Source organism: Actinoplanes cyaneus (assembly GCF_016862095.1).
Classification (GTDB): Bacteria; Actinomycetota; Actinomycetes; order Mycobacteriales; family Micromonosporaceae; genus Actinoplanes; species Actinoplanes cyaneus.
The window spans coordinates 33,556-48,395 of record NZ_BOMH01000082.1 but is presented as its reverse complement, the minus strand read 5'-3'; the positions used below and the strand labels follow the sequence as shown (position 1 = coordinate 48,395).

At 66.6% G+C, this 14,840-nt stretch carries 13 protein-coding genes; 4 read left to right on the top strand and 9 right to left on the bottom strand.

The window, feature by feature from the left end; translation table 11 throughout:
* Positions 1-275 (bottom strand): helix-turn-helix domain-containing protein (locus Acy02nite_RS42990; protein WP_239175794.1); only part of this gene is annotated, 275 nt, incomplete at its 3' end.
* A 402-nt stretch (positions 276-677) separates the two neighbouring features.
* Between Acy02nite_RS42990 and Acy02nite_RS42985 the strand changes: the two genes are divergently transcribed.
* Complete coding sequence (locus Acy02nite_RS42985) at positions 678-857, top strand: hypothetical protein (RefSeq protein WP_203755088.1); 180 nt, start codon at positions 678-680, stop codon at positions 855-857.
* Position 858: 1 nt separating this feature from the next.
* On the top strand, positions 859-1,578 hold the full coding sequence (locus Acy02nite_RS47685; protein WP_369009925.1) for a DUF6615 family protein: 720 nt from the start codon (positions 859-861) through the stop codon (positions 1,576-1,578).
* 210 nt (positions 1,579-1,788) lie between these two features.
* On the opposite strand, the gene Acy02nite_RS42980 is transcribed toward Acy02nite_RS47685, so the two are convergent.
* Together Acy02nite_RS42980 and Acy02nite_RS47405 are read right to left on the bottom strand one after the other, a co-directional pair.
* Positions 1,789-2,310 (bottom strand): DUF2716 domain-containing protein, encoded by a 522-nt coding sequence (locus Acy02nite_RS42980; RefSeq protein ID WP_239175793.1) that lies wholly within the window; start codon positions 2,308-2,310, stop codon positions 1,789-1,791.
* Positions 2,311-2,409: 99 nt separating this feature from the next.
* The gene (locus Acy02nite_RS47405) at positions 2,410-3,042 is read right to left on the bottom strand and encodes a tyrosine-type recombinase/integrase (protein ID WP_264653434.1); all 633 of its coding nucleotides are present in this window, start codon (positions 3,040-3,042) and stop codon (positions 2,410-2,412) included.
* Between the two features lie 382 nt (positions 3,043-3,424).
* On the opposite strand from Acy02nite_RS47405, the gene Acy02nite_RS42970 reads away from it, so the two are divergent.
* Positions 3,425-4,483 carry a YwqG family protein gene (locus Acy02nite_RS42970; RefSeq protein WP_203755085.1) on the top strand — a complete coding sequence of 353 codons (1,059 nt, stop codon included), beginning with the start codon at positions 3,425-3,427 and terminating at the stop codon, positions 4,481-4,483.
* 575 nt (positions 4,484-5,058) lie between these two features.
* On the opposite strand, the gene Acy02nite_RS42965 is transcribed toward Acy02nite_RS42970, so the two are convergent.
* The 6 genes from Acy02nite_RS42965 to Acy02nite_RS42940 form a co-directional block, all read right to left on the bottom strand.
* A complete protein-coding gene (locus Acy02nite_RS42965; protein WP_203755082.1) occupies positions 5,059-6,159 on the bottom strand; it encodes a hypothetical protein in 1,101 nt (366 codons plus the stop codon).
* A 286-nt stretch (positions 6,160-6,445) separates the two neighbouring features.
* Positions 6,446-8,062, bottom strand: coding sequence for a recombinase family protein (locus tag Acy02nite_RS42960; RefSeq protein WP_203755079.1), 1,617 nt, complete (start codon positions 8,060-8,062; stop codon positions 6,446-6,448).
* 339 nt (positions 8,063-8,401) lie between these two features.
* A complete protein-coding gene (locus Acy02nite_RS42955; RefSeq protein WP_239175791.1) occupies positions 8,402-10,348 on the bottom strand; it encodes an FtsX-like permease family protein in 1,947 nt (648 codons plus the stop codon).
* Entirely contained in the window at positions 10,311-11,039 is a 729-nt protein-coding gene (locus Acy02nite_RS42950) for an ABC transporter ATP-binding protein (RefSeq protein ID WP_203755076.1), read from the bottom strand. Before Acy02nite_RS42950 ends, Acy02nite_RS42955 begins: the two co-directional genes overlap by 38 nt.
* Before the next feature lie 190 nt (positions 11,040-11,229).
* Positions 11,230-12,387, bottom strand: coding sequence for a hypothetical protein (locus Acy02nite_RS42945; RefSeq protein WP_203755073.1), 1,158 nt, complete (start codon positions 12,385-12,387; stop codon positions 11,230-11,232).
* Positions 12,374-12,907 (bottom strand): SigE family RNA polymerase sigma factor, encoded by a 534-nt coding sequence (locus Acy02nite_RS42940; protein WP_203755070.1) that lies wholly within the window; start codon positions 12,905-12,907, stop codon positions 12,374-12,376. Before Acy02nite_RS42940 ends, Acy02nite_RS42945 begins: the two co-directional genes overlap by 14 nt.
* 291 nt (positions 12,908-13,198) lie before the next feature.
* On the opposite strand from Acy02nite_RS42940, the gene Acy02nite_RS42935 reads away from it, so the two are divergent.
* A complete protein-coding gene (locus Acy02nite_RS42935) occupies positions 13,199-14,809 on the top strand; it encodes a Na+/H+ antiporter (RefSeq protein ID WP_203755068.1) in 1,611 nt (536 codons plus the stop codon).
* Positions 14,810-14,840 lie beyond the last annotated feature (31 nt).

Below are 14,840 nucleotides of genomic sequence, written 5' to 3'. Positions count from 1 at the left end.
GGCTCACTGATCTTGTTCGGTGTGCCCCCTCTCCATTTTGGGTCCAGCGCGTCGAACCCCCGCTCGTTGAACGCGTGGATCACGTCACGGACGTAGTCCTCGGTGGCCTTGAGCAGGTAGGCGATGTCCGGCGCCGGCTGGCCCTGGCCGGACATCAGCACCACGATCGCCCGGCGCAGCTTGATCGGGTTCTTCGCGGTTCGCGTGATCTTCTGCAGCCGCTGGCCTTCGGCCATCGACAGCGCCCGCACGAACACCTCCGGGCGTCGTCCCACCCGGCATCACCTCCCACATCAATAGCGAGAGGGATAGCCTGCCCGAAGCAGCGTCAGAACCGACGGATTACACGGCCAACGTTCAAAGACGAGGCACTAGCCGGTAGCTGCCGTGCCACGCGGTGATGCGATGACAGCGGCATGAGAGGACGCCGCTGAGATGGGCTCGTTTTCCCAGCGCATCATGCGCTACTGTCCTTCCGCGCCCCGGGCAAAGGCACATGGGAAGGGTGCGTCATATTCAATTATGTTGCCCAAGATGCAGGCTGTCGCCTGCGGAGGCATGAGCCGGTTCGAGTCCGGTAGCCCGGCGCGCCCGCTCAGCGGCATGAGAGTGCACCCCACCCAGCGGCGAATACCGATATTCCCCCACCTGCACCCAGCTGCGGTTAATCTTGGGTTATGGCCAGTAGCCTAGCAACCGCCACCGATTCTCAACTGATTATTGACACTCTTGACGATCTGGCGATGCAAACCTGGAACAAGATCCTAGTTGCGCCCGCTCGGGGCCTTACTTTTGGCGAAGAATCGATCACTGATCACAATCTATTTGAGCTTGACCGGAAGTTTTTGGCCAATTGAGATGTATAAGTTCAATCACTCTGAAGAAAAGTGGAACGGGGCAGACTTCGAGTGGTGGATCGGAAGCTCGAGGAGACGATGGGCGGCCCTCCGGTTTCAGGCTAAGAAACTTAGCTATGGCTCATATAGGCAGTTTCGCCATGAAGTTCGCGTCGGAGTCTATCAACATGATCTGCTAATCCGTCAGGCGCGTCGTGATCGAGTATGGCCGATGTATTGCCTATACAATGGCTGGCCGGATATCTGGCCAGCCGGCGTGCCGACTCGGGCGTGTCCAGGGGGCTGTAGCCGCTGGCCACCCACCAGTGGCAACTGCAGCCACATGGACATCAGGCACTTTGGGTGCTCGGCAGCGCCCGCAGTCGCCGTGATTCGACGTTTTCTCGGCAATCCCCGGCGCGGACGCCTAACGCTTCAGTCTCACCTTCCGCACAGCAAGCCATGGTCTCATCTATTTGAGCCAGTAAGAAACCGCCCTCCGGGTGAATTGGTAAGACTTCTCCCGCGATATTTGAGTGACTGGTATTGGCAGGCGGCTCAAGCCGTTGAGAATCCACTACTGGACAAAGACTCCGCCCTAAGTCCAGACGGAGGTGTTCCTGCAGGCGACGGCCTTCATGACGCGTTGCCGTCATGGCTGGACGCTAAGCGAAGGAATCAGGAACACACGGGCGACGAACCTCACCCAAAGGTGGCAGTTGTTATTGAGGTGGGCGATTGAGAAGTCGTTACGCAAATCTTAAATTGGGGCGAGGGCTCAATTTTTAATGAATTGCCAACTCAGACGTGAGGCTGATTTTGTAGCCCGTGAGGATGTGGCGCGTCGCATTCAACTCGGCAAATCCGGATACCGACCGACGCCCAGAGCGTCCGGGAGGTCATCGTTGCGACGTACCGCCGGACCGGACGATGACGTGCAGCCGCCCAGCGCTTACCGCTCCGTTCGGATGTTGCGCCGGTCGCTGGGTCCACCCCCTTCGCGGACTCTCTGTAGCAGGATGCTGTCGAGATCTTCTGTAACCCGCTGCAGTAATGGTGCGCCCATGACGCAGATCGTGTGCTCCCAGGGATGCCCGAACGTGCCGTAGCGGAAGTCTTCGGCCAGGTGAATGTTGTAGTCACCGTCGGGCATCATGCTGGCCGGCCACCTTGGCGCATGCTCGGCCGTGATGGCATGAGGTCTGATCCGATAGCAGTCGTGATGCCAGTCAAGGATCAGGAGAGTTCGCTCAGGCGGCGTGCAGGCCCATAACGCGCCGTTGAGCAGGTCAATCATGGCATCCAGCTTCACGTAGCCCGGATCGTCATCCAAGGCGTCGAGGCTCCACGTGATGGAATCGGCCGGCTCCTTGATCGCCGGCCAGGTGGGGCACTCCATGCCGGGCCGGAACTCAAATCGTTGCTCGAATCGATCCCACACTTGTTCGTACTCGGGCCCCTCAAGCTTCTCCACGCCCCCTGCCATATCCATACGAGGATCATCTCAGCGGATGATGGCGCAGGTCGGAAGGCACTTGCACTCTTCTCGGCATGGTCGCGCGTTTGATCGGGCCTACGTTCCGGAGGCCATGAAGGCGGCCAGGATGTAGTTCGGGTGTCGGTCGAGGTTCTTGCGGGCCCGGTCGTAGCGGATGGTGGTGCGCGGGTCGGCATGGCGGGCGGCGATCTGGACGTCGCGGAGGCTGACGCCGGCGTCGAGCATGGTGGTGACGAAGGTATGCCGCAGCATGTGCGGGTGCATTTTCGGAATCCGCAGATCCGCGGTTTCGGCCAGGTGCCTGAGCCGCCGGGTCGCCGCGTGCCGGTCCATCCGGCCGCCACGCGAGTTCCGCAGGATCGGGCCGTCGTCACGCTCGTCGACTGAGCGGTCGATCGCTCGGCCCACGGCTGGAGGCAACGGTACGAGAACGACCTTGCCGCCCTTGCCGCGAACCTTGAGCACGCGGTGTCCGTGTTCTTCGCCGAGGTCGGCGATGTTGGCGCCGCAGGCTTCGAAGTCCGCAGTCCGAGCAGGCCCAGCATGGCGACCAGAGCGAAGTCGTTGATGTTGGCCGACAGCCGGGCGGCAGTGATCATCGCCTCGAACTGCAGATGGCTGAGCCCGAGCGTGGGCGACTCGGGCGGAACGAGGGGTCGGCGGACATAGTCGGCCGGCGAGAGCGGCAGGATCTGGTCGATGACGCAGACGCGGTAGAAGCCGATCACCACCGACAGCCGGCGGGACACCGTCGACGGCTGGTAGCAGCGAACATCCTGCAGCCAGCGCACATAATGCTCGATGTCGACCCGTGCTGCTTGCAGCGGGTCCAAGGGTTGGTCAGCCGACCAGCGCAGGAAGACCTTGAGGTCGGAGTCCGTGTGCATTCGCGATTGGCCGCGGTACCGGCCGAGGTACGCAGCGACGGCGGCCGGCAAGAGCTGTGGGTCGAAGAGGCCACACTGGGCTGGAGTGAAGCGGAGATAGTCATACCGCTCGCTTCGACCGGTCGGCGCCGACCCTGACCGTCGGGGCAGACCGTGATAAGCGGCGCCTACCCTGTCGAAGTGCCGGGCAGCGGTGCACCTTCGTGCGGTTCTCTCCCCGCGATGACCGCTGCTCGGCCTTTGATCTTCTCTTACGGCAATCACGCTCGCGGCGGCAGAAGAGCAAGCGGCGCGGACCGGTGGAGGATGAAGCGCTCGAGGTCGTGATGTCGTTCTGCCGTGGTCGGCGCAACAGATGGTGTCAGGATGGCCCGGTGGAAATCTCGGACTCAACGTCGCAGGTGGCCGAGCTGATCGAGGCGGCGCGGGAGACGCTTCCGCCAGCGGTGGCCGACAGGTGGATCGCGTTACTGAGGCCGGCAATCCGCTTTCGCCGAGCGGGGCCGAGCGAGCAGCCGGTCGGGCAACTGGGCGGATTACCGGCGTTGCCGCGCGACTCGGCATGGCCGCTTTCCGATGCTGGCCACCCATTGAGTTTCGTGGCCGGACTCGACCTTGGGCGATTGCCGGTGAGTCGCCTGGACATCGCACTTCCGGACAGCGGCACCCTCCTGTTGTTTCGCTCCGAGCCGGAGTACGACTTCACCGTCTCGGCACGGCAGTCGATGCGCTCCCTGCTGACGGCTCAGGCACAGGCGGCTCGCGTTGTATATGTGACCGCGGCAACGACGACGGCAGTGCAGGAAGCGCCGCAGGACGCTGAGACGTACCGCGCGGTGCCGTTGGCCGCAGAGCTGATCATGACCGGCCCGGATTGGGACCATCCCGCGCTGGCGACGGCTGTATCCGATCTGTCCGACGCTGATCAGGCATTCATGGCGGACCCTTTCAAGAGCGACCCGTTCCGGATGGAAATGAGCACGATGATCGAGCACCCGCGCCACCGCCTAGGCGGATACGCCAAGCCGGTCCAAGGCTCTGTCGAGATGGAGGCGGCGCTGCAGCGCCAGGGTAATTTTGAATACCCGGATCCGTCCCTGCATGAGGAAGCTCAGAAGTGGATCTCGCTCGTTCAGATCGACTCCGATGACGACGCAAGAATGCAGTGGGGCGATTGCGGATGCCTGTACTGGCTGATGCAAGCCGATGACCTCGCTGCTGGCCGGTTCGATCAGGCCGCGTTTACTTTCCAGTCTTCCTGACGTATCTGCGATCCTCACCCCGGCTGGGTGCATCGCGGCAGATCCGGATGTTCTCGTATCGGGTCCCGGCCCCGCGTGATGCGGCTTCTTCCTGGTTCCCACCAGTTCCGGCAGGATAAGGCTATGGGCGATGACCGCGGACTCAACCCTGGAGAACACATCGTGCTCGAAGGCCTTGAGGAGTCCCCGGCGCCCCTCTGGGAACTCGGCTGGCCGGAGGCGCCATCGCGGCGTCACGTGGCCGAGGTATGCGGACCAGGTCTCGTCTCGCTGGAGGCCCGCGGCTTCGTAGAGGTGCGAGCTTTCGAAAGCTGACCGGCGCCATGGGAACAAGGTCGACCTGTCGTCGGCAACGAACTCCTCGCTGAGAGCCGACACGTCGAACGGTGGTGCCACAACGCCGCTCTAACTTACCTGGTAGCCCACATTACCGAGGCCGGCGAGCTCCATCTGTAGCCGGCAGGGCTCAGTCCGGCCGACCGGCAAGCCCAAGCGCCAAAGGGAGCACGGATTGCGGCAGATCCGGATGTTCGGTGTGAGCGCCATATGTCGAGCTAACGAAGGCGTAAGGGCGCTCAGTTGGTCGGCGTGGGCAATCGATGGAGCATGGTGCGAACTCGACCGAGCAAGGTCTTGTTCGCCACGGACCGAGACATCTCGCTCAAAGCCTGGGCGGGCACCGGGCCGGACCGGGTGGCCAGCACTTCAACGGTGGCGGCGGCCGTCTGCGGCGCGACCGAACGGCCCGCCTTGCGCCCATTGGGTGAGCCCGCCGTGGTGGCAACCTGTCCGAGCAGTGTGGTGGCCTCGTCGGAGGGATCCAGCGACAGGATCCACACCAGGCCGCGAAGCAGCTCGTCGCAGGCATAAGAGATGTAGCCGCGATAGCCCGCGAAACAGTCGAGGACGACGGGCGCCGGCCAACGGACCGGAAACGCGCTGCCGGCACGCAACCACGCCCGGGTGGGGGACGGCTTGTTCAGCGAGGCGGCGTGCCGGAGGAGCTCGGCGGCTCCTGGTTCGTCGAGTCTCTCGCCGAGGAAGTCGCGGACAAATTCACCGAACGGGTCGTGCCGGGGCAACAGGTCGGGCGGCAACTGGCCGGTGATTTGCCAGAGGGCCGTGCCATACCGTTCGCCCAGCAGCCGCCGAACTGGGCGCGGGGTGTCTCGCTCATTGATGAACTCGGCGAACACGGCCTGCAGCGCCGGCTCGAATCCCGACAACTCGGCCGGGCTGAGCGCCGCCGCGATGAATCCGGGAAGCAAGAAGGCCGCACCGTCGTACAGCCCGTAGCCGTCGGCCGACCGCAGGGCCCAGGCAAGGTCGGTGCGCGACCATCGGATCCGATCGTCAATTAGGACCGGCATCAGGCGGGCTGGCGCCTCGTCAGGAGCCCAGTCACAGTGCCAGCGCCTGACGGCGTGGAGGTGCACCTGCAGGGCCGCGAGCCGCCGGAAGTCCGCGGGCCATTCCCGGACGATGCGTTCAGCCCCCGGGAGTCGGGAGTAGACCGCGGCCGAGGCGGAGGTTGCGGCCTGCGCCGGGCCGGCGGCGGACGGATCCGATGGCGGGAGTCCTCCGTCCCAGCCCCTCGGTGCGAGCGGTCCGCGGTCAAGTGTCGCGAAGCCCGTCGGCTCACCCACGGGTTCGGGAATCAGTGATGTCCATGTCACGACGCGATCATGCAGCAGGGGTACGACAGAAATTGACACGAGCCGTCAGCGGCATGTCGATGCGCTGGAGGCGTAGGGGAAGTGTGTCAATGACACAGGCGCACCCGAGGAGCGAAGTCTCCGAACGCGAGGTGATATCGGAGACGCACTCTATTCGGCAGTTGAGCATGTAGCCAGCCGCTCCCGAGACCGCCGCACTGCCGGACTTTGACGCCTACCCGCAAGGTGAGCCAGCAACCGCCGATCAAGATCATCGGTGCACCCGGACACGTTAAACCCCTCGGGTTCATTCACGTCTCACGTGAGACCCAGTGGGGTTTTCTGTTTTCCCAGTCTGCTTGACCATCTGGGTCTTCCGCGACAGCAACCATCGGCTCCGCCGACGGCGGTCCGCCGGGAACGGCAACGCCAGCTGTAAAGGCTCCGGTTTACGCCGCCGGGGCGCAGGTGCGGTCGCGGCGGCAGGGGTAACGGAAGCTTCTGCATCTTCTGTGGGCTCCAACGCGGCGGCCTCCACGGTCAACGTGCCCGGCCCGCACACAAGCACCAGATCCCGGGCCTTCAGGTGACTGGCCAGCTCCTCGGCATCCTGCAGGTCACAGAATCTGACATCGGTCGCCTGTAGTTGACCGACCAGACCCGCCTGCGACCAGTACACCCACCGCGGCGACTCGCCCTCAATCGGATGAGCACTGGTGTGCCCGTGCCGGCACCGATATCCGGGTTTGCCGTGCGTCCAATGTGCGCTCATCCGTCGCCCGCACACGCCGCAGATCAACAGACCGGTCAGCGCGTACCGGCGAGCCAGCCCGTCCTGCGGCACACCGATAGCGGTGATCTGCTGCACCACCGCGAAGTCCTCGTCACTGACCAACGCCGGATGCGTACTCTCGGCGGAAACCACCCACTGCGCGCGCGGATTCCACACCCGCACCGGACCGACGCTGGAGCGCTTGTCCCCCGGCACCGCCTCCCGAAGATCGGTGAACTGCCGGTTCCACACCTGCCGGCCCGCGTATCGGGGATTCGCCAGGATTGCTGCGACCGTCCGCAACGTCCACACCGCATGCTGCCGATGAGGGTTCCGCACCCGGTCGTAGGCACCCGGCGACGGCACCCGCCGCTCGTTCAACGTCCGCGCGATCGCCGCCGCGCTCCACCCGTCCAGACGTTGCGCGAAGATCCACCGAACGTGCGGAGCGGTCACCGGATCAACGTCGAGGCGGTGCCGCCGCCGTCCCCAAGAAGCGTGGATCTTGTTCGGATGCGGGCCCGCGTCAACGAGCTGGTAGCCATACGGCGGCCGGCCGCCGATATGACGGCCCTGCTCACGGACCTGGGCCGCCATCGCCGCGCTGGTCCGCGAACGATTACGCAGCACCTCGCGCTCCGACTGATGCCCCAGCATCAGCAGCAAAGCCCGATGATCCGGCTCGGCGAGATCGATCGGCCCTCTAGCTTCCGGCAGCCACATCTGTACGCCGAGCCCTCGTAGGATTTCGATAACCGTAAGAGCCGTGCCACCGGCGAACGCCCGCTCGAACTCCCCCACCACCACCGCATCGAATTCACGGTCCGGGTCTGCGGCCGCATCCAGCAAAGCCGCCGCCTGCGGGCGCTTACGCCACGGCAGGCTCCGCGACGTGCCGGTGTCGAAGAACTCGACCACCACCCGGCCTCGACCGGCGATCACCCGGTTCGCCGCCTCCGGCTGCCAGGCCCGCGACGACACCGGATCCTGGTAGCCCTCCGTCGAGATCCGTCCGTAGAACGCGAACCGGAGACCGCCCGAACCCAGGCGCCAGACTCGTCCCCGCTCCCGCCCTGAGGCTGGCGCCTCCTGCAGCCAGGCATCGAACGCGCAGGCCGGCGAGTCGGGTTCAGCAGGAAATTGGGGCGGCATCGGTGATCACCTCATCCAGAGGAAACCCAGCCGCTGAGACATCGGTGGCTTGTTACTTTCTCGCTGCTGTGACGGACATTCGGTCGGCGGCCACCGCCGGGCGATGTTCACTCGTAGGTGGGAACGCCGAGATGTCAGTGACCGTCGTCGATTGTCGCGCTCGGACCGGCGATCCGGTCCCGGCAAGGTGCGGACGGTGGTGCCGGGCGCGCCCGGGTAAGGCCCGCCCCGCACCACTACTCAGGCGTCGTCATCACCGACGGTGACCACCGCCAGGTACTACTTGTCCTCGATGCCGTAGCACCAAGACTCGGCGATGGCTCGTCGCACGTGCCGGTGTTACTGACGTGCACCCAGCAGCGCAACGGGAGGTTGCCTGGTGGCCGCCCGGGTAGTCAGCGCGCTGGTCACCGCCGTGACCAGCACAGTGCCGACCACCACGGCTCCCACCAGCAACCACGGCACATCCACCGTGACAGTGCCTGCCACGGCCGCAGTCGTGGCGATCACCCCTATGAGGGTTCCCGCGGCCGCCAGCAGTCCGAGGAGCAACCCAGCGAACGCAACCATGATCGACTCAAGAACCGCCGCCCTGACCACCTGCCCACGGGTGAATCCGGTGACGCGCACAGCGGCGAACTCTCGCGGCCGCGTCGCTCCTGCGACCACGACCGAATTGATGACACCGATCAGCGCGTACAAGCCACCCAAGCCCATCACCATGATCAGTACGCCGGTGCTGGTGGCGGTGCGGGCGACGCTGTCGCGCTCCAGCCAGCTGTCGAGGTCGGAAACCGTCCCGACCTCGGTCAGGGTCGAAACTGCCTGCTGCCGTGACACATCCGGAAGCAGCTGCACGAAAGTGTGCGACGGCACGTCGGCGAGCTGTTCCGCCGGCACCACCCCGGCCGGCAACAGCACGGTGGCTCCGCCACCGATCGCCTGCGGTACCGCTGCGACGACGGGCAACGAGCCCAAGTCCTGGTCGCCTACGCGTACCCCTACAGTGTCGCCCGGGGAGAACCCGTCGGCTCCCGGCCCTGCCACCACCGCGCCTTGCCGTAACGCGGTCAGGTCCCCGGCGCCAGGATGCGTCCGCCCGTACCCGGCGGGGTCGACGAGAAGCGCCGTGGCGGAACGGGTGTAGGCAAGGTCACCGCTGCCAGTGGTCAACGCAATCGGTACTTCCACCTCGGTGGAAGCGCTAGCGACGCCGGGTGTCGTGGTGACTCGGTCGCCGGTCGGTCCGGGCGCGTCGATCACCAGGTCGGCGGAGATCCGCCGCTGCTGCTCCAACTGGCCCGCAGCGGTGAACGACGACGAGGCGCTGGCCTGACCCAGTACCAGCCCCACCAGGACGATCACCGGCGCCGCGGTGGACGCCGTCCGGCGCCGGTCGTCGCGCAGGTTCGCCGTGGCGAGGCCGCCGAGCACGCCTGCGGCCCGGGCGGGGATCAGGCGGGCCACTGCCGGTACCAGCGAGGGCCCGAGCAGGGTCAACGCGATCGCCGCGCAGACTGACACGTTCATCGCCATCGCCTGCCCGCCAACGGCCCCGCCCACTGGAGACAGACCGATCAGAGTGACGGCACCCGCCAGGAACAGCAGGCCGGTCAGCAGTCGTGCTGTGGTCATCACTCGGGTCGCCTCGCCGGTGTCCCGTAGAGCGTCGAGCGGCCGGACCCGGGCGGCGCGGCGGGCGGCGAGTGACACTCCGACGACGGCCAGAACCACGCCGGTGCCCACGGACACGGCGACGATCCAGAGGCGCCATTGCCCCGAGAACCCGTCCGGCACGAATCCCAGCCGGTGCAGCAGCCAGGTCTGCACTCCCATGAGTGCCACCCCGACCGGCACGCCCAGCGCCGATCCGACCAGGCCGAGCAGTGTCGCCTCGGCCAGTAGCAGCCGCCGGATCTGGCGCCGGGCTCCGCCGACGAGCCGCAGCAGCGCCAGTTCCCGGCGGCGCTGCTCGACGGTGAACGCGAAAGTGGAACTGATGATGAAAACGGCGAGCAGGGCCGCGAAGCCCAGCGTCACCCCTAGCAACGCCACCGCCGCCTCGGTACTCGCGTCGAAGCTCATGCGTGCCAGTGCGCCGGCGCCGGCCGGTGCGCTCGTGGTGGACGCCGACACCAGCAGCAACAGCGACGATTGCACCAGCGCCACACCCAGGCACACCGTCAGCACCGCTCCGGCGAACAGCGTCCAGCGTTCACGAAAGCCTGCCCAGCTCAGTCGGAGCATGTCAGGCCTCCAGGGCGACGAGGCGGTCCGCGACGGCACGCACGTCGGCGCCGGCGAGCCGGTCGACGATCCGGCCGTCGCGAAGGAACACGACCGCGTCGGCGCGGGCCGCGGCAGCAGGATCGTGCGTCACCATCACGATCGTCTGCCCGTTGTCGGCAGATGCCCGCAGTAGCCGCAGCACGTCACGGGCCGCACCGGTGTCGAGGGCACCGGTAGGTTCGTCGGCGAACAGCACCTCGGGGCGGGTCACCATGGCGCGGGCAATGGCTACCCGCTGTTGCTGGCCGCCGGACAGCTCGCGGGGGCGGTGACCGGCCCGCTCGCCCAGCCCGACAGCGGCCAGCGCGTTGCGTACTTCGGCGCGCGGTGGACGGCGCCCGGCCAGCCGCAGCGGAAGCGCGACGTTCTGTTCGGCGGTGAGTGCGCCTACGAGGTTGAAGCTCTGGAAGACGAAACCGATGCGGGTACGCCGCAGCTGCGACAGTTCGTCGTCGTCGAGGGTGGTGATGTCGGTGTCGCCGAGCATCACCCGGCCGGCATCGACACGTTCCAGGCCCGCGGCGCAGTGCAGCAGGGTGGACTTGCCGGAGCCGGACGGACCCATCACCGCCGTCCAGCTGCCCCGGCGGAAGCTGATGTCGATGCCGTCGGCGGCGCGTACCGCGGTAGGCCCGGCCCCATAGGTTCGGCTGACGCCTTCCAAGGCGATGACCGTGTCTGATTGCATGTTCTGTCCTGTCACCTGTGTCACGGGTGGCGGCTTTCGACCGGCTGTCCCGCAGCGGCTCTGCTCCACCCCGCCCGACATGGGCGGCAGTACGACGATCGCGGACGACGCCGGTCAGCGAATCGGTAGCGATCGCCTACTCCCGGGCCCGTGGCGCTGGGGGAAGTCGCCACAGGCCCGGGCCGCGCCATCAGAACTCGGCGCGCAACGCGGTGGCAGCGTCCACCCACGTCGCTGTTTGGCCGACGTCGACCAGCTCGATGCCTTTAATAACCTTGATCATCTCGGCGTCGGTGAGCCGGCCTTCGCTCGCCACCTGGACAACGACTTCGCCGTCCACGCGGTGAGTCGTACAGGTGCCGTTCTGGCACGTGACCGTCGTGTCCCCTGGCCCCTGGTTCGAGTTGGCGGTCCGGCCGACGAAGACCAGGAAACTACCGGGCAGTTTCGCTTCCGTGACGCTGCCGAACGGCTCGGTCAGGCCGGTGGTCGCGGGTGCGGGCTTGGCAAACTTGGCGCCGCCGTAGTCGCCGTCCCGAGCCGTGGCGATGCCGTCGAGACCCGGCATGGTGTGTGACCCCAGCTCCACAGCCCGATAGCCGGCCGGCACGTAGACCATCCGGAACGGCAGCGTGGCCGCGGTTACCTTGCCCGGCTTCAGCTGTGTGACAACTGCCTGCAGGTCAGCGTCCGACGGGTCAGCCGCGCTGTTGGAGTACGACTCGAGAACGGCCCAGCCTCCGGGGGTGTACTCCCAGGCCAGCAGCCGGTGGGTGATGTCCAGGGTGGTGCCCTTGCCAGTGAGCTGCCAGGCCGGCCGGCCTGCGACGGTGAGCTGCTTCGCGTTCTCGAGCTTCGCCGGGTCGAACGCCCCCGGCCGGTACAAGACGAGATAGGCAGAGACGGTCTGCTCATGCTCGCGGGTTCCTTGATTCAAAGGATCGGGAAGGTTCGCCGACGGCACGGCATCGTCGTTGGTGATCCGCTCATCGAGGTGGACCGGGGCGATCTGGTAGGCGGTGGAGGCGACGACCGGGTCCTGCACGTGCCATCGGCCGGCGTCGAACGCCTGAAAGGTGAAGGTGAACGGATTGCCCGGAACGCTGAACGACGATGCTGGCACGGGCGTGGCCGCCTTGTCGTCGACGGGTCGCGCGCCACCTCGGAGAAGGTTCGGCACACTGACCGCGGCGGCGACGGCAGCCACTGCCAGCGTGGCTCCCACGCCGGTCCCCGCGGCCCGTCGGGCCCTCTGCACCCGCCGCCCCCGGTTGACGATGTCTTCCACGGTGTTGCCATGCGGCGGTTCGCTGGCCACCGCCAGCTCGAGCACGTCATGCATCCGCATTTGCCCACTCCTCCAGCTCGCCGACCGTCAGGTCGATGGCCTCGGCTGCCAACAACTCACGAACCCGGGCGAGACCCCGGGAGGTGTTGCTTTTCGCGGTGCCGACGCTGGTGCCCAGCACTGTTGCCGTCTCCTCCAGGCTCAGCCCGAGATAGAAGCGCATGACCAGAGCGGCCCGCTGTTTACGTGGTACCTGCTTGAGTGCGTCTTGCACCCGCAGCTGCTCATCGGTGAGCGTGGTGGGGTCGTCCGATGAGATGTCAGGAAGCGCGTCGCCTGCCGAGCGTTCCCGCCGCCACGGTCGCCGGGTTTCGGAGATCACCGCGCGGTACACCATGGTTCTGGCGTATAGGTCGGGCCGGTCGACCCTGCCCCAGCGGGGGTACAGCTTGGCCAGGGCGTTGGCCACGGCGTCCTCGGCCGTGTGCCAGTTGCCGCAGGTGAGATACGCCTGTGTGCGCAGTGGCCCGAGCTGAGCGGCGACGAACTGACGGAACTCGTCCTCTTCCTCGGCGTTCAAATTCAGCTACCTCCTTCGGCGGAGGAAAGACGCCGGCGCAGACCGACAAGGTTGCACGACCACGGCGGATCTTTCTGAGACCACCGTCACTGCCCGTAAGCGCTCAAGCTTTCCCAGGCTAGCGATCGGGTGTTCAGCGTGCGGTCCGAAAGCCAGGCCCCGCATCGGTGATCACTGCCTAAGTACACGCAGGCGTGCGTGGCCAGCGCGGAATAGGCGGCGATCACCGATACGACGCAGCCCAGGGTCGCGGATCATCGAGTCGATCTCGACTCGGTGCAGGAGGCCTCGATGCAAGTGCAGCTACTGCTGGTGACGATGGTGTGCCTGATCGCCGTCTCGCCGGCTTTGGCCCGACTCATCCGGTTGCCGGCGCCGACCATCCTGTTCCTGGCCGGGTGCCTGCTGTCGGCCGTCCCGGCTGCCGCGCATGTCGAACTGCCACCCGAGGCCGTTCTGCTGATCGTGCTGCCGGTGCTGCTGTTCTGGGAGGGGTACTCCACATCCATCCACCATCTGCGCCGTTACTGGCGGCCGGTCCTGCTGCTCGGCGTACCGCTGGTGGTGATCACCGCAGCCGCTGCGGCGGTGGCCGCGCATGCGGCCGGGCTGCCGTGGATCGCGGCATGGGCACTGGGCGCGGCGGTGGCGCCGACCGACGCCAGTGCGGTCGCGGCGTACGCGCGCGCGTTGCCTGGCCGGTGGATGACGGTGCTGCGAGCAGAAAGCCTGATCAATGACGGCACGGCGCTGGTCGTGCTGGCCGCTGTGATCGCGGTCAGCCAGGGGGAGGCCGCCGACGGCTGGTCGTTCGGGGCCGACCTGTTCCGCTCGTACGCCTTTGGGCTGACTGCCGGGCTCGTGGCGGGCATGCTCGGCCTGCTGGTGTTGCGCCGGGTAGTGGATCCGGTCGTGACGGGGGCTGTCGCGCTCGCGTTGCCGTTCGCGGCGGCGGTTCCCGCAGAGGCCGTGCACGGCTCCGGTGTCGTCGCCGTGGTGAGCTGTGCGCTTACCGTCAGTCGCCGGTCTCGGCAGGTCACCGCGGGTCGACCCCGGCTGCAGGCATACGGCTTCTGGGAGATCACCACCTTCCTGCTGGGTGGTGCGCTGTTCGTGATGAGTGGCTTGCAGGTACGCCGGTTGTTCACCGCGGTGGACCAGGCGACGGCGGTGCGCCTGGCGGCTTGGGGTGCGTTGATCACCATGGTGGTGCTCGCCGTGCGTGTCGCTTGGCTCTTCGTCTGTGCCTGGGTCATCCGGCTGGTGGACCGCAGGCCCGTCCAGCGGGAGCTGCGCGCCCCGGCCCGGACCATGCTCGTGCTGGGCTGGTCCGGCATGCGGGGTGGGATCTCCATCGCGGCTGCTCTGACGGTGCCACCCGTGGTGGCCGGCACCGTCTTCCCCGACCGGCCGGAAATCCTGATCTTGACCTTCATGGTCGTCGCGATGACCCTGCTGGTGCAGGGTGCGACGCTGCCGCTGGTGATCCGCTGGTCGCGCATCAGCACGCAACACGACGATCCGCAGCCGGCGATACGGTCGGTCAATCAGCTGCTGGCCGACCGGGCAGTCACCGCGTTGGATCAGCCGACGGTGCGCGGTGACGCGTCCCCGGAGATCATCGAGCGGATACTTGCCGACCTTCGTGACGAGCGGGGACGTGGCGGGGAGCTCTCCGAGCACGAACGGCACACCGCCCGGGTACGGCTGCGCCTGCTGGAACATCTCCGACGTGAACTGGTGACTTTGGCGTCGCGCAACGAGGTGGAGGACTCCGTGATGTGGCAGGTCCAGGAGCGGCTCGATCTCGAGGAGGCTCGCTGGTCGACGTTGCTGGGCAGCGCGGGCTCCGAGAACAGCTCTGATCAGCCTGCTCGTGCGGCTCGTGACGTGGTGCGGTAGCCGCCCTGAGGTTCGTTGCGGGCGCGCCGCT